Below are 18884 nucleotides of genomic sequence, written 5' to 3' on the forward strand. Positions count from 1 at the left end.
CTGTACCTTTTAGAAATGACGGTATAAATGAATAATAAATTTAGAAAAAAATTGAATTTGGGAGAAAACTTATGACAATATTTATGTACATATTTTGTTTGATTGTATGGGGACTCAACTTTATTGCAGTAAAAATTCAAGGAACTCCTGTCAGCTTAGAATTATCCTTAACGTATCGTCTAGTTATGACAGCTTTTTTATTTTTGATACTTGTTTGGTTCCTTCGACCAAGAGGGATACCAACAAGAAAAGATATCCCATTTGTAATAATTTTTGGTGTATGTAACTTTGCATTAAGCTATTTATGCCTTTATTACGCCACAATTTTGAGTTCTGCAGCAATCGTAACATTGATTTTTTCATTAAAGGTGATTTTGACCCCGATTACCCTTCGGATTTTTTTAAAAGAAAAGTTACATTCACGCGTTTTGGTTGGGGGGATTTTTGGTGTATTAGGCGTATGTATTCTCATCTATCCGAACTTGCACAACTTTCAAGGGTACAATGACATAAAAGGAATTATAGTTGCGATCTTAGGTACGTTTCTTACAGCAGTAGGCGATGCCAGCTCGGCACGAAATGCAAGTCACAAGGTGAATCCTATCTATGCAAATGCCATTGGATTTACAGTGGGCAGTATATTGATGGGAGTAATTGTATTATTTCAAGGACAAGAATTTATATTTCCAACATCGTTTTCATATTTATTTGGATTGTTATATTTAACTCTGGTTGCTTCATTTGTAGCATGGTTATTCTATTTGAAGCTTGTAGAAAAAATCGGAGGAGCTCGAAGTGGATATATGGTTGCACTTTTCCCGGTAATTGGAGGAATAGCTTCCGTTTTAATCGGTGAGTCAGATCCATCATTGTATTTGTTTGCTGGTTGTTTTTCTAGCTGTATTGGCGCTGCTATCGCATTAGGGTTTAGAACTCGGAAGCAATTTACGAAATTACCTCTAAAAAGAGTTACTTAAATGGTTAACAAATAACATTAAAATTATTAATTCACTAGATTATTAGAAAAAATGGTTACCTATATAATTTTCCGGTAAAATATAGATATAATTTAAGAAGATAAAGTTAATATAGATCAACTAAATAACACAAAGAAAATGTTTTATTGCATAAAAAAAGGCTCCATTGCTGGAGCGCTCAAAAATAAAATAAGTAAATGAATTAAAACAAATAACAGGCAATTTAACTATATATATTAAATATAAATAAATCAATATATATGAAATATTACATATAAAATCCTATTTATTGATGCTATAATAAGCTTACTCGATGATTGTTATATATTTTTATGGTTTTTAAGCAATATAATACCTTCTTAACACCAAGTGTACAAGTAAAAGAAGACATCTTAATCGATGTCTTCTTTTCTTATATAATAATAACACAATAAAATTAAGAAGAGGCAAGTCGGAGGAAGGCACCTTTGGGTGTCTTTTCTTTTAGGGCATGGAATAAATTTTACCAGGATATATACCTAATAATCGCTTTTTCTTCAGTAATAATCCCTTGATCCAACAACTCTTTATACCTCAATATTTTTTCAGCCCCACGGTTCTCCATGCGTATATTGTATAACGTTTGTTGTATTAACCTTTGATTGGTCCGTTGAAACATTTACTCCATTTAATAGTATGACCGTAATTATTAATCCAATTGAACTGCTGATGATTCTTTTCATTTTAAAGCCCCTTTCTGAAAACCTTTTTCTTTTTCTTTATATCCTAAATAGAAGTATTCACTGGATTTCATTGAATTTCCTTCTTCATGGTATTTAACCGCTAATTTTTCAGCATATTCCTGGACATATTGCCATAAACCTACTTCATTAAAGAAAGATATTCCTTTAGAAATAGCTAACTCTAATTCTTCAGCTGAAACATTCTCATTCATTCCCTTTAGGATTGTAAAGTGATGTTCATATTCTTTTTGTTCTAGTTCATTACAGATTACTAATCCTTTTTCAATTAAAGATGCTGCAAGCTTTGTGTTTCCTAACTTCAAATTCTCTCTAGCTTCCAAAAAAATCGCTCTAAAGTGATTCGGAATTTTTTGTGATACTTCTGATAAGTAACGAAGTGCTAAATCAGATAGGTTTTGCTCCGCATACATAACCCCTAAACTATGTCGAACTCTTAACATTAGCTCCTCTTCATTCTGCTTTTTCAAAATATCCAGAGACGACATAAAATAAACTTCTGCCTGTTCAAATTCATTTAGCTTTACACATGCTAAACCCATAACATTGTCACATGCTGCGACCTTCCTACTATACCCGTACAGCCCTTCAAATACATTTCTTGCTCTAGTTGCATATTGAATTACTAAAATAGGCTGGCAAACATGATAATAATAGCTGGATAGCTTAAAGTTAAATTCTGCTTTTTCGATTGGATCTTGAATATTTTCTAACAAAGATTCTGCTATTCCATAATGCTTTTCAGCCACTTTAAAATCACCGTTTACCGTAGCATGAGAAGCCTTAAAGAAATGGTAATAATATAATAAAGATTCATCTGATGGCGCTTCATCTAACTTCATTTTTCTTAGATCATTCTTAGATATGTCAGATTGATGGGGATAAAACTCTGCACTTAACATTTTAAATCTAAAATCTAAAAGTGAATAAAACTCTGTATTCTTTTGATCTTCTTCCATACTATTAATTTTTGTATCAATACTTTGTTTTAATTCCTTTGCCTTAACGAAATTCTGTGAACGAATTTCTCGATACCACTCATGTAAAAGTAAAGTGATTTCTTCCTTTTTTATTATATGCACACTCATATAGCCCCTTCTCCTTTGTCTATAGATTACTAACATAATAACAAAAATAAACCTATAAAACATTTAATTTTCTGAATATTATTGTTTCAAAAATATTTCTCAATACAATTTCAACATTTCAACTCTTTAAACTTATAACTTTTTCTGTTCCTTATTCGTTTCTATATAAAAAATAACAATTCATTATTGGTAATGATGAAATATGAAAGTCTATCCTCTCATAAGAAAGTCCCTTTTCTTTTTTTCAATGATCGATATTACCTAACATGTAAAAAAAGATTCGGACGGGAGCCCAATACATATTATTAAAATTAGGATAATTCAAGTCAGAGGGAGGTACTCTAAGGATGTCTTTTCTTTTGTACATTATATCCATTACATGCTCATTGATTTTTTATATACGTTTGATATAATTATTGTAATAGTATTACAGTAATACCTTGTGTATATAATAAAAAGAAGAGATGCGCTAACATCTCTTCAAGTAACTGCTACCGCAAGGTGGTCGGTTGCTTAAACTTATTTTTTGCGTTTAGAACCGCCCTTTCGCTTGCCGGCATTTGGGGCGGTTCTTTTATTTCGTTTACTGCTAATCTTCTTCGCCAGCTCATTCGCATAAGCTGTTGCAAATACTGTAAGGAATACCTTAGCAGCGTCATACAATAAATTAAATAAAGAATCCATTCGGTCACCTCCTTTCTCTCTAGAATCAGAGAAAGGATAGCAACCTCCCGCCCTCACAATATACAGTTACATACAGTCTATCACACAATTTTATTAGAGGAAATATCATCGGAATAATCTCAAATTACATCGAGCTAAAAATAGAATATAGATTTTGTTCACTTTTACGATACATTTATTAAATATTCATATGTTACGTTATATAAGTCCTTTTTTGAATCATTTTCATTCTGTCAAAAAGTCCTAGTCCCCTCTAGGGCTTTTTACGTTTAAATAAAAGATTATAGCCTCTTTCTCAATATATAAAATAATATTTGGGTGGGAGTACAATACATCGCTTCTTCTAAATGGTACAATTAGGAGAAAGGGGTGGAAGAATATGTATGATTACAAATTTGTGAAAGTCGAAATTGATGGATGGAAAGGGCAACCCAAAGAAGATTATAAGCGTATTATTATCGAACATGCTGAGGATGGTTGGGAATTTGTTCAAGTCCTTACTCTCACAACCTCAGGATACACGACTTCTTTGGAGATTATCTTCAAACGAACCAAAGAACTTCTTTAAAAAATGAAAGAGGTTTGCCTTAAATAACATACAAAAAGAACTGAAATATTTGGATGGGAGTCCAATACATATTATTAAAATTAAAGTGGTTCAAGTCGAATAAAGACACTCCAAAGAGTGTCTTTTCTTTATAAAGGATAATTCTATTATTGTGCTCTTCCTTCATAATATCCCGTACTACCTTCGTAATATTTTAAATACCATTTTATTTTTACATACTCACCGTTGTAATATTCCCATTTTTCAAAGTAATTAGCGAAAACTCCACTCGGCTGACAAATATATTTTGAATACTTATCACCATCAAATCTAACTCTATCAAATTCAAATCTAGAATCACATTCCTGCGTAAGACTTGTTGTATTTTCTGTACTCGCTGAGGCAGCCACTCCTCCTGTTAATGCGATACCAGCTGCTAATGCTCCTACTACTAATTTCTTGAACATAAAAATTCCCCCTCAAATATTTTTTGACTTGCACTTTAAATGTATCACCTTTGTAATTTTTGTAAATATTTTGAATTTGTAGAAATATTTATTTAAATCTTGTTAATATTGGTAATATACTTTATCAAATGGAAAATAAAGGTATTTGCAATGATATGTAATAATGCATGTTCATTCAGGAAAAAATTGTGATAAAATCCAAGCACCTGTTCTTTTTTCAGTTATATTGGAAACCTTACTTCTTATTTACCCCAACACAAAAACCCGCTGTCATGAAAATACAGTGGGTTTTTCTTTTGCACATAAAAAAGCCTCTCCACCCTATGGAAATGGATACCACTTTGCTATAGGATCGTTCAATTCGGAGGAAGACTCCTTAGAATTTCTTTTTTCATTAAACTAACATGTAACCTGTAGCAAATCCTTTTATTTTTTATCATGTAAACCCCCATCTACAAATAAATCAGAGCAAAAATGACTATCTGTCCAAATTAGTTTTAAGGTAATATTTTACAATAATTACTATTATATCAAATTAAAAACTATTAAAATAGTCTATTAAATACAAATGTTATATTTTACAATTTTAACAAATACTATTATTTATAGGAGGTAGTTTCCAGATGGATAACAAACAAACAAAAAAAATTATTAGTGCAGTTTTAGCGGGTACATTTATGTTTGGCGTTGCAGCCCCATTAACCTTTAATGTACAAGAAGTGAAAGCCTCAGGATTTGAAACAGTTGATGAAAGATTAAGCCAAGAAGAAATTTTAGATTTACTAAAATTAGAAAAAGAATTGAAAGAAAATAATATTTCAATTGAAGATATTATGACAGGGATTGAACAAGAATTAGCTAAAGAAGTTCCTGGAGAAGCATTACCATTATCAATCAAAAATGTTGATGGTCCACAATACGGTCCTAAGTCTCAAGCGGCAAAGATAGCAGCAAAACAAATGTTAAAAAATCTAAATAGAATTGGGAGAGTTGCTTGGGATAGAAGTGTAAGACAATATGTTGATAAATTACCAATTTCATGGGACAGTAAAAAAGCATTAAAAGGATATTTGAGTTATACTGTAGTTGTTAAAACTCTTAATGTAGTCATTGGTTTTAGCGGAACTATTACAACAGCTATATCAAACCAGCTTAAAAAGATGGGCTGCCCTGCATGGTTAGCAGATATGACAGCAAGAGCAATTGTAACATTGTTATTATAAATTTGAATTTCCAAAGAAGGTGGATATTCTATGAAAAAACTATTGCAAATAGCTATTACCTTTTTCGCAATATACACAATTTTACACATTATAGTAGGTTTTGATTTTAATCCAATTATTAGCTTAGTAACTAGAATTATTCAAGCCTTATTGGCACTTTGTTTATTAATTTATGTTATCAAATTTACAAGAAAAACAAATCGTTAAACTAAATCATATTGTTCAATTACGTACATTGTAACACTCGTAATTAGACATAGATATGTCGTACACCAAAGATACCTAAAAGTGCTCAATTCATTCATTAAAACATAAAGTAAGGTGAACCCGTTAAAATCCATAGAATGAACCCTAATTTTACCCTCAGATCTAAAGGAAGCACTATTGTTATGGAATATGGTGATAATCGCGGCGAAGGCTGCAGTTTTGCCGGAGAATTTACTTTACTAGTTGTATTGTTTATTCTATTAATCATTATCGGATGCAGTTGTTTCTGCTAAAAACTATTAGAAAAGGCACCTTAGAGTGTCTTTTCTTTATTACATAATACCAAATTATGCTCTCGTTTTTTCAAAACTTTATGCAATTATACATAGTTGTATAAAATACACCAAATAAATATTACATGTAGTAAAATATAAATTGTGGATACATTCTATAAAGCAGATTCTTTTGAAAGGCGTAACATATCGATCATTACAGAAGGTGTGGCGTCACTCTAATACTGATCTCAAATCTCTTGTATTTTGTAAACTAACAATCTGATGTATATAGACGATTCTGTTTTATAGGATGTGTTTACACGTATAACAAAGGGGAATACGGATAGGTTTATACTATATGAACGTGGTTCAAGTCGGAGGAAGGCACCTTAGGGTGTCTTTTCTCTTTAAATTAAAAAGACCCACCTATTTCCGTAAGTGGGCTTAATTTTCATTACAAAATACCAAAGTATACTCTCTTTTTTTCAAAATAGATGCTATTGATATAGCATCTATTTTAATAAGGCGGTTCTAAAAGTATATTCAATTGGGTTCATTGTATATTTTCCCCAATCTTCATAAGGATACGGGAACAATATAAATTGTAAATTTTCTTCTACATTTTCAATTTCAGGAAAATCAACTTTATATCCCAATGTTCCTGTATTTTTTGATTCTACGAACCAAACCATGTCATCGTTTAATTTCGCCTGCTCCCAATCTTTTAAAGCGATAATAGCCGCTCGCATATTTTCCGTTGCATTTGGATTACCTATATGTAAATAAGCATTAGTTTTTTCTTGAGCTGAGGGTAATATCTTTCTATCTTTTGAAGATTCACTCAAAAATATAGGAGTATCATCAACTTCACTTTTATATAAAAAATCTGGTTTTTTTATATTTACGTCTATTTTTTCATCACCATTGTCTATAGTAAACCTTTTCGCATAAACTCGCTCATAATACGTTAATTTATCGAAATCCATTTCTTTAACTATTTCATTAGGTTCTTTAATAAACAAAACTGTTAAATCTACGGTTTCACTATCGACATCAACAGAAACTTTAATTCTCTCTTTTTTATTTCCTCCAATATTTATACTATGACTAGAAATAGATGTTTCACTACCATCAACACGAAAGTTCGTTTGAATAAAGTTTTGTAAAACGATAATCTTAAAATCTCTATCATAGTTAATTCCATTAAAAATTTCAAAATATACCGTCTTTCTCTGATCGTCCTCTATTTTTAACTTATTTTCAATACTTAATGGATTGAGATCTTCATCATATGATGCAATTTCTGTAATAGCCCCACTATCATCTGTTGAAGTTAAAACTTCATTAGTTTTAGGAGAATCATCCCTATCATTGGTAAATTTATTATATCCTACAAATACAAGAAGGGCAGCGAGTACTAAAGTACACGCTGCTAGTATTAAAATTTTTTTCATATTACCAATTTTTCCTTAATTCAGGATATGTATCTACATAACCACTTTTTTCAAATGTAAAGTTACCAACAGAATATGCACCATTAAAATTATTTATATAACTATCTGGTTTCGCTGTAGCTGAAACTATTTTAGTATTCTTTACAGTACTGCTTTTACTTTTCCAAAGTGAACCAGACTTTTTAAATAACCTTGCTCTAGCTCCTAATTTATCATGAACCTTTTGTGTATCAGCTTTAGCTACAGTATACCAAGTCAAACCTAGTGGTCTATAGTTAGTGACACTCCAGGTTCTATTTCCTCCTGAAGCCAAGGCAACCCCTTCTGGTGTAACCATTACTGAACTACCCTCAACCCCATCAAACTCAACCGTTTCACCATTAATTGTTGTTTGGCCTTCAAAATTCTTGGTATTGATATTCTCTTCAGCTGAAGATTCTAGTGGTGCAATTGTTAATAATGCTGCAAAAGCGATACTTGTTGGAATAATTCTCTTTAATTTCATAGTAAATCTCTCCTCTTCTTCTATAATTTTACTGTACAACTAAATGTTAAGATAAATAGAAATCAACAACAAGACTAGTTATCTATACAATTATTTGATACAATTCCTATATGTTAACAATGATATTACACCAGGTGTATGATTCCGAAAATTAAAATATAAATAATTACATTTATTCCATATAGACCCATTAATAATTTAGATGTTACAATTAGGAGTACTGCATATTTACTGCAGCTTTAGATTAGAAAACTAATGTCATACTAAACATTGCGAATAAACACCAAAATGCTTAGGATTTAAGCCGGAGGAAGGCACCTTTGGGTGTCTTTTTTCTACCTAAAAACATTTAATTATTATATAATGATGATATTATGCATCAGGAGGAACACACATGAACAAAAAAATAATTATTGGAATTATCGCAGTAATAGTTGTTGTCATTGCTGCTGTATTTATTTTTAAGGATTCCAAATCAGAAGATATGAAACCTAAGTATTCACAAAAAGATATGGATGAAATTACTGATAAACACTTTAAAGAACAGCAAGAATTAAAAACACAAATCAAAGAATTAAAATCGAAAGTAACTTTCTATGAAGAAAAACAGACTAATTCACTTCAAAAAACAACCCAACAGAGTCAAGAAACAACTGAACCAGCTGAAAATGCGGATAAGGTTACATACCAAAACGAAATTAAGCCTACTATTGATGAAATGTTAAAGGAATATGATGAGATTTGGAATCAGGACTGGAAAGCTATTTGGGGAGAAGGAAGTAAGGACCCTGAATCTCTTGACAAGAACGCTTTAAAAGAAAAAATGGAGTCAGTTACAAATCGATATGATGCACTTTCCAAGAAAAATACAGAATTTAAAAGTGGCTCAAAGTTAACTGATTCTGTATTAAAAGAAAAGATTGAGAAATTCAGAGTAGAGTTTGGACTAGCGACTAACTATAGAAGTAATGCTGGAAAAGCTGTAACTCAAGGAGTAAAAGGAGTAGCTCCGTTGAAAGGAAGAATGGAAGAAGCTCAAAAATCAATCAAGCTTTCCGATCAAAAACTAAGTAATGCTCTAGCTAGCTTAAATGAAATTGAATCAAAATTGGATGTTAGCCGCAATTAAAAATCATAACAAAATATAACATAACATGAAAAAATACTATTTGGATGGGAGTCCAATACATATTATTAAAATTAATGTGGTTCAAGTCTAAAGGCACCTTTGGGTGTCTTTTTTTTATAAAAAAAGACGCATATTCCTATTGAAAGGATAAGGCCTTTACAACAAACAATAATTGCAACTAAATTATTTTTACATTACATTAAGATTAGAGAATATTATACTAATAAAGCACTAAATAGTAGGTGGAGAAAATGGAATTTAACGATTTGGGTATTACCATTAAAGAACTTCGAATGAAAAAAAATATATCACAATCCGAATTATGTCATGGAATATGTTCACAAAGTCAAATTAGCAAGATAGAAAAAGGTTTGATTTATCCATCTAGCATATTGTTATATCAATTATCAGAAAGACTTGGTGTTGATCCAAATAATATATTTGCACTAACTCAAAACAAAAAAATAAAATATATAGAAAACGTGAAATATGTAATACAAGATTGCTTAAGGCAAAAACAATATAAAGAACTTTATGAAATAGTAAAAAAAGAGAAAAACTTAAATAATTTTCAAACAAAAGAAGAGAAACAATTTCTACTATGGAATGAAGCAATTGCTATATTTATGGTAAAAAAATCAACAAAAACTGCTTTAACTCTTTTAAATCATGCGTTAAAACTAACTTTAACCAATTCTGATTTTTTATCAGAAAGAGAAATAGATATTATGCAGACTCTGGCTATATTTTATGCAGAAAACAAAGAATATGAAAAAAGCATTAATATATTAAAAAAATGTTTGACTAATTTTAATAAGTTAGATTTTCCTAGAAATAAAGAAATTAAATTAAAAATCATTTTAAATTTAGCAAAATGTTTAGACTTCACATATCAACATGAAGAGGCAATAAAATACGTTGATAAGGGCATCAAATTAGCAATTAATCTAAATACTTTATACCTATTAGGTGAACTATTCTACTTAAAAGGTCAGTATTTATTAAAGATTAAACAACACAATGTAGAAGAGGTTGTTTGTAACTGGAAAAAAGCATTATTTATATTTGAACTAACAGAAAAAGAATATTACTTAAAAATACTACCAGATAAAATTATTGAAATACAAAATAAAAAACACTCATAATTCCGTAAAAACTACTTACAAATCCCTATAGTTTTTAAACTTAGCACTATATTATTAAAATTAAAGTGGTTCAAGTCGGAGAAAGGCACCTTTGGGTGTCTTTTCTTTATTTCTCAATATAAGAACTTTAAGAATATGCTAGTATTTAAATGCAAATTCCCTTTTGTGCAATGAGATAGTAGTACCCTAATGACCCATTTATTCCCTTAGGTGGGTCTCTTCAAATTCATCAGGGGGTACCGCCAGCATTTCGGAAAAAAACCACGCTAAGCAAAAAATATAATAAGCTGCCCATATGGACAGCTTATTTACATAACTACCGAAGTCGGAAGTAACTTATGATTTTACGTGAGGTCTCTTCTTTCTCTTCAGTAATACAGCTCCTATTATCAGGAGTATCCCAACTCCCAAAAGTCCATAGGATACAGGAGGGTCAGCCATCACAGCCACAGCTACTGATCCACCATTACCTTGGAAGCTGAAAGAACTAAGAGTTAAAAAACCGAATGTAATTAAGAGAAGTCCTACTATAAATAGAAATATTCTCAATCGATACACCGCCCTGTCTACTTTTCCTTATTATACCATTGGAAGAAGGCTAGTAGTGACTTGAGTTATAACTGTATATTCTATACATGTAAAGTTAACATAACGCAACATTATCGGTAGCAAGGAAAAAGGGGAATCCTTACTCTCATAAGGAATCCTCTTTTTTATTTTCTATAAAGCTATTCATCTTTTTATACATTCCTATTATGGCACGGTTTTTAGGGTTCTCGTTTGTTACTGGATTAGCCGAAAAACTGTATAAAATCTTGTATACTCTAAGCGTGGTTTTTTTCCGAAATGCTGGCGATACCCCTTTATGAGTATAAGAATATTATCCAACTTTTAAAGTAATGTAAAATTAGTAAATTAGGGGGTAGCACCAACATTTCGCGGATTTTGTACGCTAAGGCATACCGTAGTCATTGAATGGAAATATTTCGTAGGATATTATAAATGTATAAATCCACGAGGAATATTCTTTAAAGGAGAGTGATTACTTTATGTTAAAAAAATGGATAAATAAAGTAAAAGAACCTAAATGTATTCATAAATATAACTTTATTAAGACTCAAGATAGTGAAAATTTTAAAACAGGACAGATGGGTACAGCTAGTTTTTATAAATGTGAAAAGTGTGGAAAAGAAAAGATTGAATATAAATATAACAGTGATATAAATAGTGACTATTGGAATATATAAAGTAAATTGTTTAATGAAGCGAAGATTTACTAATATTAATTATTCGCTATCCGAAAATGAAACAACTTTATTATTTTTTACAAGAACCGAAAACGGTCTTTTAAGAAACTTTATTTACATCTATCAGAACTGACTGAAATATGTTTGAAATCTAGTTCCAAAACTCATTACCAAAAACAAAGTATCATACTAAAAAACAAATACCGTTTATGGAGCCTTCTTAACGTACGGAAAAATCAAGTTTTTTAAATGAAAAATTCCTTAGCGTACGAAATTCGCGTTATGTTGGCGGGACCCCATTAGGTAGATAGTACATGCTGTGACCTCTATTTTTGGGGGTCACGCATTTATCAATTAACATATATATGCATAATTGCATAATAAAACAATGGGAAAAATAGTATAATATGTTGATGTATTTTATATATTTTTTTGATAATCTAATAGTCACATAGCGATATACAAACATATAGAATTTACGCTATTGGTATTTTGGGGGAAGTTTTAACGTTACATGTCGTATTAATCGATGATAGGAACGAAAAGTCTCTGTTCCAGAAGGGGCGCAATAGTTATGGATTATAAAGCAAAAACAGAAGATGAAGAATCAAAAAAAATATTTAACAGCTTTTTAAGTACTCTTATTAACGATATAGATTTTCAAAAGAGAAATCAGGAAGACATTGCTAAAGAGATTGGCATTACTCCTGGAACATTTTCGAAGAATTTATCAGGAAAAAATCAATTTGGATTTTGGAAGTTAATTAAGTTGCTGGACATATTATACGAGAATGACATTAACAAAAAGCGAAAAATGTTATGTGCCTTTTGTTCAGTAACAACAAGCAAAAAGAATCTAAGAATTGCTATGGAGTATGCAAATGCTAAAGGCGATCTACTGCTATTGAAATTTATTGTAGATCAGGAAAAGAACTCCTCGCTTGCGATGAATCGAGAATGGGCATATGTATATGAATTAGTATGGCAGCGCAGCAGCGGTGCTATTGCAAAACAAGAATTGCTGGATAAACTCGAAGATCGTAAAGGTAGTAAGGTTATTAAAACAAAGGAAATGAAGATTTTGTATGGTATATTAACTTGCTATACTATGTGTGATTTAGAAACTTACACCTCATTATTTGAATATGCTGACGTTTTACTACCAAAAGTTGATGATATATCCGATAGTTTTATCAAAACGGCTTATTTAGGCAGAATAAAAGAGTGTTTGTCATTTGCTTACTTAGTCCAGGACAAGCTTGAAAATCTTAGAAATACATGTCATGAGATTTTAGAACTAGAAGATCCTGAGAGTTGTTTTAATCTTTTAAGAGCATCTGCTCTCGTATATTTAGCGGAGTCGTTTACTTTTGAGTGCTACCATAGTGCATCTAAGTATATAAAAGAGTCCCTGGAACAATTAGAGCCATATTACTTTGAAAGAGAGAAGCAAAGGCGACAAGAGATTCTTAATACATATGCATTTATTAAGCTAGTTAATAAAAAAGAATTGGATAAAATCAAAATATATCATCCTGCTGAGGAATCTTTCTTAGAGATCATTAAGGGGAATTACAAAAATGCAGTTACTATTCTTAATGATTTAGAAAAGAAAAACGGGTTTTTAACTCCAATGCAATATTGTTATTTGGGAATAGCGAAAAATGATATTACTCTAATCGAAAATGCAATTGAGCTGTTTGAGTGCGCTGGTAATCGGTTCTATTGCAAGTTCCCTAAAAAAATGGTGGTAGAATTTAATAAAAATGGTATAATATATGAGGGTGGTGCTATATGAAGAAATTATTATTTGTATTAACAAGTATAGTTCTTGCGGCAGGAATTATTTATACTGCTGCTGATAGTAAAGAGCAACCAAACGATATAGTGAAAAAAGATTCAGAACAATTATTAGCTAGAATGGGAGATCCCGGTGGTGGAATCGGGTAACCTTTAAATAATTTGAATGCGATTGTCCCAATAGGGGCAATCGCATTCGTTGTTTTTAGGGATATTTCCTAAATATCGAATTTGAAATACGTGAAATCTTTGTGAATAATTCACAAACTATGATTGTCACCTGAATCTTAATTAATAAACTATATTTGGATAAAACAATTTACTATCGTCAAAATGTGAATTTAGTGTTAAAATGAGAACAAGTGTTCTGAAATTACGTTTGATTTTTTGTATTTTTAAAATTACAAAAAAAAAATCCAAGTTATCTGATGTATTGATAACATAGGATTTTCCGAAGATTTATGATATGTAATTTGGTTAGATGTTACAATTTTTAAGAAAAAATGGATTGACGACATTGTTTAATAGTTGTAATCTTGTTTGTGATAGATTGTTTGTAAGAACATCTAACAAGCGAACTACTAACAATTACATAGTACATGGGCAGAAAGCAATAAGAGTTGGCGCTCCTATTACTTTCGACCTTCTTAAAACAAATCAGGTGTTTTAGAAAGGCTGCCCACTTGATGAAGCATAACTAGATGCAACATCAATAATATTATACTTTTTCGCGTGTTTATACAAGGGTATACTTGCGCGCTTTTATTGCTAAATATTATTGGTTTTGTTCAGTTATACTTTTAAAAGTGGTTCTTCGGATTGAAGAAAAAGGCGTAAACTAAAACACATTAGTTTACGCCTTTTTTGTTTTTTATCCGTAGACTGCATTGAAAATTTTATAATGCTCGCCTTGAAATTTGTTTTAAGAGTTATGTGATTCTTGGTTGAGTTGAAAAACTTGTTGTTAGATGGACAGCTGATCCTGAGAAAATCGGCTGTTAAATATAAAAATTAAAGATAGGAGAAGATGTTCATGCGTGCAAAAGAATTTAGCAAAAAAACACATAGTTTAAAAGTTGTACAAGAAATGGATACTGGTTCTTTAGTAAGAAAGGCACATTCAATTAGTACCTTTCAAGGACAAGAATATATCGTATTAGACAATGGTAATCTATATGATCCCCTAAAAAAACGTGAAGTTCCATTAGCAAGGATATTCAGGTATATCAAATGTGTAAGAAACAGCTATGGCGTTATAATCGCAAAGAAATCTAATACTAGTGCTAAATTGATGGAAGTTAAATTTATTAAAAAATCTAAGCAAGTTAGCTAATAATACAATATTTGATCATTTAATTGTGCATGAAATTTAAATGCACCAGGGATCATTTGAAGTTTTGGAATCGATAAGGGATGGAGGTATGAGGATTTAATCCTATCAAATAATCACTTTCTCTTAGTTTAAGATGATCCCGATTGTCCTTTGAAAATTGTATATAGATGCTGGGGGAGTGCCACGACCACTGTTTGCCACTCCAATTCGTGAATAGGGAGAAGAAGTACACGAATAAACCCTGAGGGTCATAAGTACCGCTTGTAAGAAAGCAACTAGTGGTGGTCTATCTTGTAGGGCATTAAGCACTACAAATTACTTAGAGGTCTGCTGTACATTGGATCATAGTTAGATCATAGCGCCATGACGGATTATTCCTGAGCGATTGACTGTACAATCATACCTTTAGCGAGTGGGCGAAACGAGACTAAACGTCACTTTTGTTAAATGAAGAATCTCCTTCTTGGATTTGCAAATGTATAAATATAGACCTTTAATTTTTAATCATTTTTGGATTGAAAATGGTTTTATGTAGAATTAAGCTGATCAAATATTAAATTGTATAAGGGTAGCTTGTGGAAAATTATACGAGCTGCATTTAAAGGGAGTAAGAAAAATGGGAAAGGAACACCGTGAAAGGTATGTAAAAAAAATTGCAGGTGTTATAACAGCAAAAAGGAAATATCCTACGGGATATTTAGTTGTAGGAGAATATGATTTAAGTTTAGAATTTCAGAAAGAAATGGTAGATGTGTTAGATCATAACGAGGTAGTGAGCTGCCATTTAGATTTTAATAAATATGATAGTGAAACTGATTGTATTGTAGCTTTGAAGAGAGCGAAGAAGCAATTAGGCGAAAGCAGAGAGTCAGGAAAGATGCTGATTTTAGTTATTACAGCATTTGATCGTCTAACTAAAAAGTATATGGATGCTGTAAAACAATTAATTGGTTGTAAGGATATTGGTATTAATTTATTGATTAGCGCAAATATCCCGTTGGTTCATATAGTTGGATTAACTGAATACATGATTACTTTCGATTCAGCAGCTAAAGTCTTATCTGAGTTCTATCGCTATAATACACAACAAGTCATTTGTTCACTATATAATGAAACTTTAGCTCGAAAAAGTAGTAGAGCTTGGGGGTGAGTGAACTGAATTTTAACGAAAAAGCAAAGAAAATCCTGAGGAGTAAAAGTATTAGTGTAGGATTATTTGATTTAGATGAACGTTATAGTTTGGGTAAGAAAATAAATGTTTTTTGTAATAGTATGAATGCAATTTATACATTTACAGTAATTAATATAACTTTGGTTAGAAAAACACATTGGGTTGTACACTTGAAATAAGATTTACTGTGATATAGCGCTATGAAAAATAATAAGCTCTCACATGTTCATATAATGATATAATGATATATAACTATCAATTGAAATGGGGAGAATTACATGTTTAAGAATAAGAGCATGAAGCTATTTCCGGTTTTACTTGCGTTTGTCATCATGATTTTCACTGGATGTAGTAGTGATAATTCAATAGAATTTAAAAAAGGTGAAAACTACAAACGAACAGATCGCTCTTTATTTGTAGAAGTACAAGAAGATAATGAATGGAAAATGCACAAAGGTAGTGATAGAGCTGATAAATATGCTGTTTATAAGTTAGAAAAAACAGAGTATAAAGCTGGCGAATACGCTGTATTTACAATTTCATTAAAAGAGAAGTTTGGTAGTGATCCTTTACTTCTTTCTAATGGCGATGAAAAATTAATAGTTTCACCGACTGAAAATGGATTTTCTACTAAGAGAGTGGGTATGAATTCAGGTGATGATTGGGAAAATTTCCAAAAGGATTTCAAAGCAGCTGATGATAAAGAAGCTTTCTTGAAAAAAATATCTGAAGATAAAGCGAAAAAATATGAAAAAGTAAACTGAAATTAATGCTAGAGAGCAGAATCATTTTAATGGTTCTGCTCTTTTTTATTGTCATAATCAAGTAGGGGATTGGGAGGTAAGGGGATATGCTTGGCCGAGATCAATTGATATTTCCAGCTATGATAACATTTATGGTTTTAATGATTTTGTTATTTGATGCATTGCTATCATTCATCATGATTCTTACAGGAAAGACAATGTAGTAATGGGAAACGTCAAAGCAGCTATAAAAGATGCTTGTTTGTGGTTGTTAGTTTTGGCTTTAATAACTTTAACCTGGCTAGGAATTGAAAAAATGGTTATTACCATGATATTAGACTGAATATATTTTTTTGATTGTAAACTCTTTTTGCATGATTTGAATTGGAGGTAAAGGTAATGAGTATTGTTGCGACATTTCATTTTGTAAGTGGTTTAAGAAGATCGACTATCGTCAATGCGGAAAGTGAAGAAAAAGCAAGTATAATTATTAACACTAAATTTTTTCAGGGAGTAGGACACGCTATATTTGAATTAATGAGAAAAGAAAATAAAGATGAATTTGAAGAAAATGGTGATAAAGTAGAGCGATTTGAAGTGTTTCGTGATCATGTGATGTTTATTGATTATGAAGTGCAATAATTTTGTGTGAAAGAGCAGAACCCTGGGGCTGCTCTTTTTTTATTAGTTGTATATAAGAGTGGAGATAGTGGTTATATGTTCCCCTTTCTCCTTATATTTCATGCTATCTCTACTCTTATGTATATCTAAAACATTTTAAACAAGGAGAGGTGCAGAACATGTTTAAAAAGAAAAAGATAGATCCTATTGAATTTTTAGTATTTGGTAAGAAGGACTTTGATAAGTTACCTATCGAAATTTGCTTGTATGCCTTAGAAAAAATCAAACAGCAACAAGAGTTTGTCGCAGTTAAAATAGATATTGGTATTTTAGGAAGAAAAACAAACATAAATACAACTGAAATAAAAATCAATGCGTTAAATAAAAAGGAATGGATAGTATGTTTTGGTGAATATGATGTGTTTTTATATGATAATTTTATTGCCAATACACCTGTTAATTTTAAATGGATAAATGAAAAAAAGTTTGAGGTTAAGTTTAGCCAAAAAATAAGTGATGCTTCAAATATTTATGTTAAATTTTACGGTGATATTGGGAACTTAACAAAAGAAGACTATTTTGCAGGTTAAAGTGGCGTTGTAAAAGAGCAGATCCTAAAGGGACTGCTCTTTTTGTTAAACAATCAGGATTAGAAGTAGGTGATTGCATTGGTAAAAGAACCATTAATAACAGAATCTGAGTTAACTGGTTTAAAACATAAATTAGATAATGAAAAACAAATGGTACTAGAAATCTATAAAATAGCTTTTGAAAATTTTCTTAGAAGGAAGTTTACTAGTGAATTTCTTATAAATGAAATTAGAAAACAGATGAATAATGGTTTTGATTATTTACCAATAAAACTTGTAAATTGTGACATTATTGACTATCGTAGCAGCTACAATTTTAGATACATGATAGGAGAAACATTTTCAAATTCATTTTGTTGGTTGTTCTTTAATCGAATAGTTATTAAAAGAAAGTTTTGGAAATATCGCAAGGTAGTGAAAAAAATCGCAGAGCCTTTTAGAGAAGATGAAATAATTCAACTTAGCATGGAAGAAATTGCGGAAGAAGTAATTTATAAGAGTGAATTTTTTCAAAAAATAATTAAAGATTTAGAGAAAGCTAGCATAAGAGTCGGTGGAGGAATTCATAGTCGTCCTGGGGAGAAAGTATTTATTCTACTTTTAAAGTGGGGAGAAGGAAATGAAACAAATGAAGAATGATAAATGCTTAATAATTGGAATATCAAGAGATGGTAAATCAAGTGCTGCTAGTGAACAAAGAATTTTGAAAGATTTAGAAAAGCAACGAGAGCAAGGTTATAGCATACATCAAATTTATGTTGATCTAACAAACGGAGATAAAGAAAATGAAGAAAAATAGAAAGTGTAAGAAGTGCCAGGGCAAAGGTTTCATATTCGGTAAAAATTACATAATAAAAGAAGGTTCATTTGGATATGAGCCACATGAATAGGGTATTAAGCTCACATGCCCTACTTATTTTGGGAAGGGTGTGAAATGA

The 18884-nt window shown here is 30.9% G+C and carries 24 protein-coding genes; 18 read left to right on the forward strand and 6 right to left on the reverse strand.

Features of this window, described 5'->3' with window-relative positions; genetic code table 11:
- The first annotated feature begins 71 nt into the window (after window positions 1-71).
- Window positions 72-977 (forward strand): DMT family transporter, encoded by a 906-nt coding sequence (locus EKQ63_RS00470; protein ID WP_143880530.1) that lies wholly within the window; start codon window positions 72-74, stop codon window positions 975-977.
- A 584-nt stretch (window positions 978-1561) separates the two neighbouring features.
- Here the strand turns inward: EKQ63_RS00470 and EKQ63_RS00475 are convergent.
- The 3 genes from EKQ63_RS00475 to EKQ63_RS29755 all read right to left on the reverse strand — a co-directional run bounded on the left by EKQ63_RS00475 (window position 1562) and on the right by EKQ63_RS29755 (window position 3489).
- Window positions 1562-1699 carry a Phr family secreted Rap phosphatase inhibitor gene (locus tag EKQ63_RS00475; protein ID WP_000821343.1) on the reverse strand — a complete coding sequence of 46 codons (138 nt, stop codon included), beginning with the start codon at window positions 1697-1699 and terminating at the stop codon, window positions 1562-1564.
- The gene (locus EKQ63_RS00480) at window positions 1696-2805 is read right to left on the reverse strand and encodes a response regulator aspartate phosphatase (RefSeq protein ID WP_098228636.1); all 1110 of its coding nucleotides are present in this window, start codon (window positions 2803-2805) and stop codon (window positions 1696-1698) included. The genes EKQ63_RS00475 and EKQ63_RS00480 overlap by 4 nt, the downstream gene beginning before the upstream one ends.
- 519 nt (window positions 2806-3324) lie before the next feature.
- Window positions 3325-3489, reverse strand: a complete 165-nt coding sequence (locus EKQ63_RS29755) for a hypothetical protein (protein WP_000377658.1) — start codon at window positions 3487-3489, stop codon at window positions 3325-3327.
- Between the two features lie 379 nt (window positions 3490-3868).
- Here EKQ63_RS29755 and EKQ63_RS00485 point away from each other — a divergent pair, with 379 nt between their 5' ends.
- Window positions 3869-4057 carry a DUF4177 domain-containing protein gene (locus tag EKQ63_RS00485; RefSeq protein ID WP_074603356.1) on the forward strand — a complete coding sequence of 63 codons (189 nt, stop codon included), beginning with the start codon at window positions 3869-3871 and terminating at the stop codon, window positions 4055-4057.
- A 146-nt stretch (window positions 4058-4203) separates the two neighbouring features.
- Here the strand turns inward: EKQ63_RS00485 and EKQ63_RS00490 are convergent, their stop codons facing one another.
- The gene (locus EKQ63_RS00490) at window positions 4204-4503 is read right to left on the reverse strand and encodes a hypothetical protein (protein ID WP_000473807.1); all 300 of its coding nucleotides are present in this window, start codon (window positions 4501-4503) and stop codon (window positions 4204-4206) included.
- A 623-nt stretch (window positions 4504-5126) separates the two neighbouring features.
- Between EKQ63_RS00490 and EKQ63_RS00495 the strand changes: the two genes are divergently transcribed.
- From EKQ63_RS00495 to EKQ63_RS00500, 3 genes are all read left to right on the forward strand, one after another.
- Window positions 5127-5726: a hypothetical protein gene (locus EKQ63_RS00495; protein ID WP_074603361.1), complete on the forward strand. Its 600-nt coding sequence runs from the start codon at window positions 5127-5129 to the stop codon at window positions 5724-5726.
- Between the two features lie 30 nt (window positions 5727-5756).
- Window positions 5757-5933: a hypothetical protein gene (locus tag EKQ63_RS29760; RefSeq protein ID WP_002115188.1), complete on the forward strand. Its 177-nt coding sequence runs from the start codon at window positions 5757-5759 to the stop codon at window positions 5931-5933.
- A gap of 182 nt (window positions 5934-6115) precedes the next feature.
- On the forward strand, window positions 6116-6226 hold the full coding sequence (locus EKQ63_RS00500) for a YjcZ family sporulation protein (protein WP_097852520.1): 111 nt from the start codon (window positions 6116-6118) through the stop codon (window positions 6224-6226).
- Window positions 6227-6720: 494 nt separating this feature from the next.
- Here EKQ63_RS00500 and EKQ63_RS00505 read toward each other — a convergent pair whose 3' ends face one another.
- On the reverse strand, window positions 6721-7662 hold the full coding sequence (locus EKQ63_RS00505; RefSeq protein WP_143880531.1) for a hypothetical protein: 942 nt from the start codon (window positions 7660-7662) through the stop codon (window positions 6721-6723).
- A 1-nt stretch (window position 7663) separates the two neighbouring features.
- Complete coding sequence (locus EKQ63_RS00510; RefSeq protein WP_061139944.1) at window positions 7664-8167, reverse strand: hypothetical protein; 504 nt, start codon at window positions 8165-8167, stop codon at window positions 7664-7666.
- Window positions 8168-8561: 394 nt separating this feature from the next.
- On the opposite strand from EKQ63_RS00510, the gene EKQ63_RS00515 reads away from it, so the two are divergent.
- The 13 genes from EKQ63_RS00515 (at window position 8562) to EKQ63_RS00575 (ending at window position 18745) form a co-directional block, all read left to right on the forward strand.
- Window positions 8562-9296: a DUF3450 domain-containing protein gene (locus tag EKQ63_RS00515; RefSeq protein ID WP_143880532.1), complete on the forward strand. Its 735-nt coding sequence runs from the start codon at window positions 8562-8564 to the stop codon at window positions 9294-9296.
- A gap of 251 nt (window positions 9297-9547) precedes the next feature.
- Window positions 9548-10441 carry a helix-turn-helix domain-containing protein gene (locus tag EKQ63_RS00520; protein WP_143880533.1) on the forward strand — a complete coding sequence of 298 codons (894 nt, stop codon included), beginning with the start codon at window positions 9548-9550 and terminating at the stop codon, window positions 10439-10441.
- A gap of 1049 nt (window positions 10442-11490) precedes the next feature.
- Complete coding sequence (locus tag EKQ63_RS00530) at window positions 11491-11688, forward strand: hypothetical protein (RefSeq protein ID WP_078214359.1); 198 nt, start codon at window positions 11491-11493, stop codon at window positions 11686-11688.
- 574 nt (window positions 11689-12262) lie between these two features.
- Window positions 12263-13486: an AimR family lysis-lysogeny pheromone receptor gene (locus EKQ63_RS00535; RefSeq protein WP_143880534.1), complete on the forward strand. Its 1224-nt coding sequence runs from the start codon at window positions 12263-12265 to the stop codon at window positions 13484-13486.
- Window positions 13483-13638, forward strand: coding sequence for a hypothetical protein (locus EKQ63_RS29765; protein WP_000734597.1), 156 nt, complete (start codon window positions 13483-13485; stop codon window positions 13636-13638). Before EKQ63_RS00535 ends, EKQ63_RS29765 begins: the two co-directional genes overlap by 4 nt.
- Before the next feature lie 883 nt (window positions 13639-14521).
- Complete coding sequence (locus EKQ63_RS00540) at window positions 14522-14821, forward strand: hypothetical protein (protein ID WP_001201724.1); 300 nt, start codon at window positions 14522-14524, stop codon at window positions 14819-14821.
- Between the two features lie 616 nt (window positions 14822-15437).
- The gene (locus EKQ63_RS00545) at window positions 15438-15971 is read left to right on the forward strand and encodes a hypothetical protein (protein WP_000513986.1); all 534 of its coding nucleotides are present in this window, start codon (window positions 15438-15440) and stop codon (window positions 15969-15971) included.
- The gene (locus EKQ63_RS30545) at window positions 15968-16171 is read left to right on the forward strand and encodes a hypothetical protein (RefSeq protein WP_001292829.1); all 204 of its coding nucleotides are present in this window, start codon (window positions 15968-15970) and stop codon (window positions 16169-16171) included. The genes EKQ63_RS00545 and EKQ63_RS30545 overlap by 4 nt, the downstream gene beginning before the upstream one ends.
- A gap of 99 nt (window positions 16172-16270) precedes the next feature.
- Complete coding sequence (locus EKQ63_RS00555) at window positions 16271-16756, forward strand: DUF5512 family protein (protein WP_143880535.1); 486 nt, start codon at window positions 16271-16273, stop codon at window positions 16754-16756.
- 378 nt (window positions 16757-17134) lie between these two features.
- A complete protein-coding gene (locus EKQ63_RS00560) occupies window positions 17135-17377 on the forward strand; it encodes a hypothetical protein (RefSeq protein WP_143880536.1) in 243 nt (80 codons plus the stop codon).
- A gap of 158 nt (window positions 17378-17535) precedes the next feature.
- Complete coding sequence (locus EKQ63_RS00565) at window positions 17536-17946, forward strand: hypothetical protein (RefSeq protein ID WP_143880537.1); 411 nt, start codon at window positions 17536-17538, stop codon at window positions 17944-17946.
- A gap of 69 nt (window positions 17947-18015) precedes the next feature.
- The gene (locus EKQ63_RS00570) at window positions 18016-18585 is read left to right on the forward strand and encodes a hypothetical protein (protein WP_143880538.1); all 570 of its coding nucleotides are present in this window, start codon (window positions 18016-18018) and stop codon (window positions 18583-18585) included.
- Window positions 18566-18745 (forward strand): hypothetical protein, encoded by a 180-nt coding sequence (locus EKQ63_RS00575; protein WP_000812148.1) that lies wholly within the window; start codon window positions 18566-18568, stop codon window positions 18743-18745. Before EKQ63_RS00570 ends, EKQ63_RS00575 begins: the two co-directional genes overlap by 20 nt.
- Window positions 18746-18884: the final 139 nt, after the last annotated feature.

Source organism: Bacillus sp. BD59S (assembly GCF_007363175.1).
Lineage (GTDB): Bacteria > Bacillota > Bacilli > Bacillales > Bacillaceae_G > Bacillus_A > Bacillus_A pacificus.

Bases quoted from the DNA above. Each gene is read 5' to 3' on its own strand.
- EKQ63_RS00510 (WP_061139944.1), bottom strand. From the start codon at position 8,167: ATGAAATTAAAGAGAATTATTCCAACAAGTATCGCTTTTGCAGCATTA.
- EKQ63_RS00555 (WP_143880535.1), top strand. From the start codon at position 16,271: ATGTTTAAGAATAAGAGCATGAAGCTATTTCCGGTTTTACTTGCGTTT.
- EKQ63_RS29760 (WP_002115188.1), top strand. From the start codon at position 5,757: ATGAAAAAACTATTGCAAATAGCTATTACCTTTTTCGCAATATACACA.
- EKQ63_RS00485 (WP_074603356.1), top strand. From the start codon at position 3,869: ATGTATGATTACAAATTTGTGAAAGTCGAAATTGATGGATGGAAAGGG.
- EKQ63_RS00520 (WP_143880533.1), top strand. From the start codon at position 9,548: ATGGAATTTAACGATTTGGGTATTACCATTAAAGAACTTCGAATGAAA.
- EKQ63_RS00515 (WP_143880532.1), top strand. From the start codon at position 8,562: ATGAACAAAAAAATAATTATTGGAATTATCGCAGTAATAGTTGTTGTC.
- EKQ63_RS00475 (WP_000821343.1), bottom strand. From the start codon at position 1,699: ATGAAAAGAATCATCAGCAGTTCAATTGGATTAATAATTACGGTCATA.
- EKQ63_RS00530 (WP_078214359.1), top strand. From the start codon at position 11,491: ATGTTAAAAAAATGGATAAATAAAGTAAAAGAACCTAAATGTATTCAT.
- EKQ63_RS00500 (WP_097852520.1), top strand. From the start codon at position 6,116: ATGGAATATGGTGATAATCGCGGCGAAGGCTGCAGTTTTGCCGGAGAA.
- EKQ63_RS00470 (WP_143880530.1), top strand. From the start codon at position 72: ATGACAATATTTATGTACATATTTTGTTTGATTGTATGGGGACTCAAC.
- EKQ63_RS00505 (WP_143880531.1), bottom strand. From the start codon at position 7,662: ATGAAAAAAATTTTAATACTAGCAGCGTGTACTTTAGTACTCGCTGCC.
- EKQ63_RS00480 (WP_098228636.1), bottom strand. From the start codon at position 2,805: ATGAGTGTGCATATAATAAAAAAGGAAGAAATCACTTTACTTTTACAT.
- EKQ63_RS00490 (WP_000473807.1), bottom strand. From the start codon at position 4,503: ATGTTCAAGAAATTAGTAGTAGGAGCATTAGCAGCTGGTATCGCATTA.
- EKQ63_RS00545 (WP_000513986.1), top strand. From the start codon at position 15,438: ATGGGAAAGGAACACCGTGAAAGGTATGTAAAAAAAATTGCAGGTGTT.
- EKQ63_RS00495 (WP_074603361.1), top strand. From the start codon at position 5,127: ATGGATAACAAACAAACAAAAAAAATTATTAGTGCAGTTTTAGCGGGT.
- EKQ63_RS00565 (WP_143880537.1), top strand. From the start codon at position 17,536: ATGTTTAAAAAGAAAAAGATAGATCCTATTGAATTTTTAGTATTTGGT.
- EKQ63_RS00535 (WP_143880534.1), top strand. From the start codon at position 12,263: ATGGATTATAAAGCAAAAACAGAAGATGAAGAATCAAAAAAAATATTT.
- EKQ63_RS00575 (WP_000812148.1), top strand. From the start codon at position 18,566: ATGAAACAAATGAAGAATGATAAATGCTTAATAATTGGAATATCAAGA.
- EKQ63_RS29755 (WP_000377658.1), bottom strand. From the start codon at position 3,489: ATGGATTCTTTATTTAATTTATTGTATGACGCTGCTAAGGTATTCCTT.
- EKQ63_RS00560 (WP_143880536.1), top strand. From the start codon at position 17,135: ATGAGTATTGTTGCGACATTTCATTTTGTAAGTGGTTTAAGAAGATCG.
- EKQ63_RS29765 (WP_000734597.1), top strand. From the start codon at position 13,483: ATGAAGAAATTATTATTTGTATTAACAAGTATAGTTCTTGCGGCAGGA.
- EKQ63_RS00540 (WP_001201724.1), top strand. From the start codon at position 14,522: ATGCGTGCAAAAGAATTTAGCAAAAAAACACATAGTTTAAAAGTTGTA.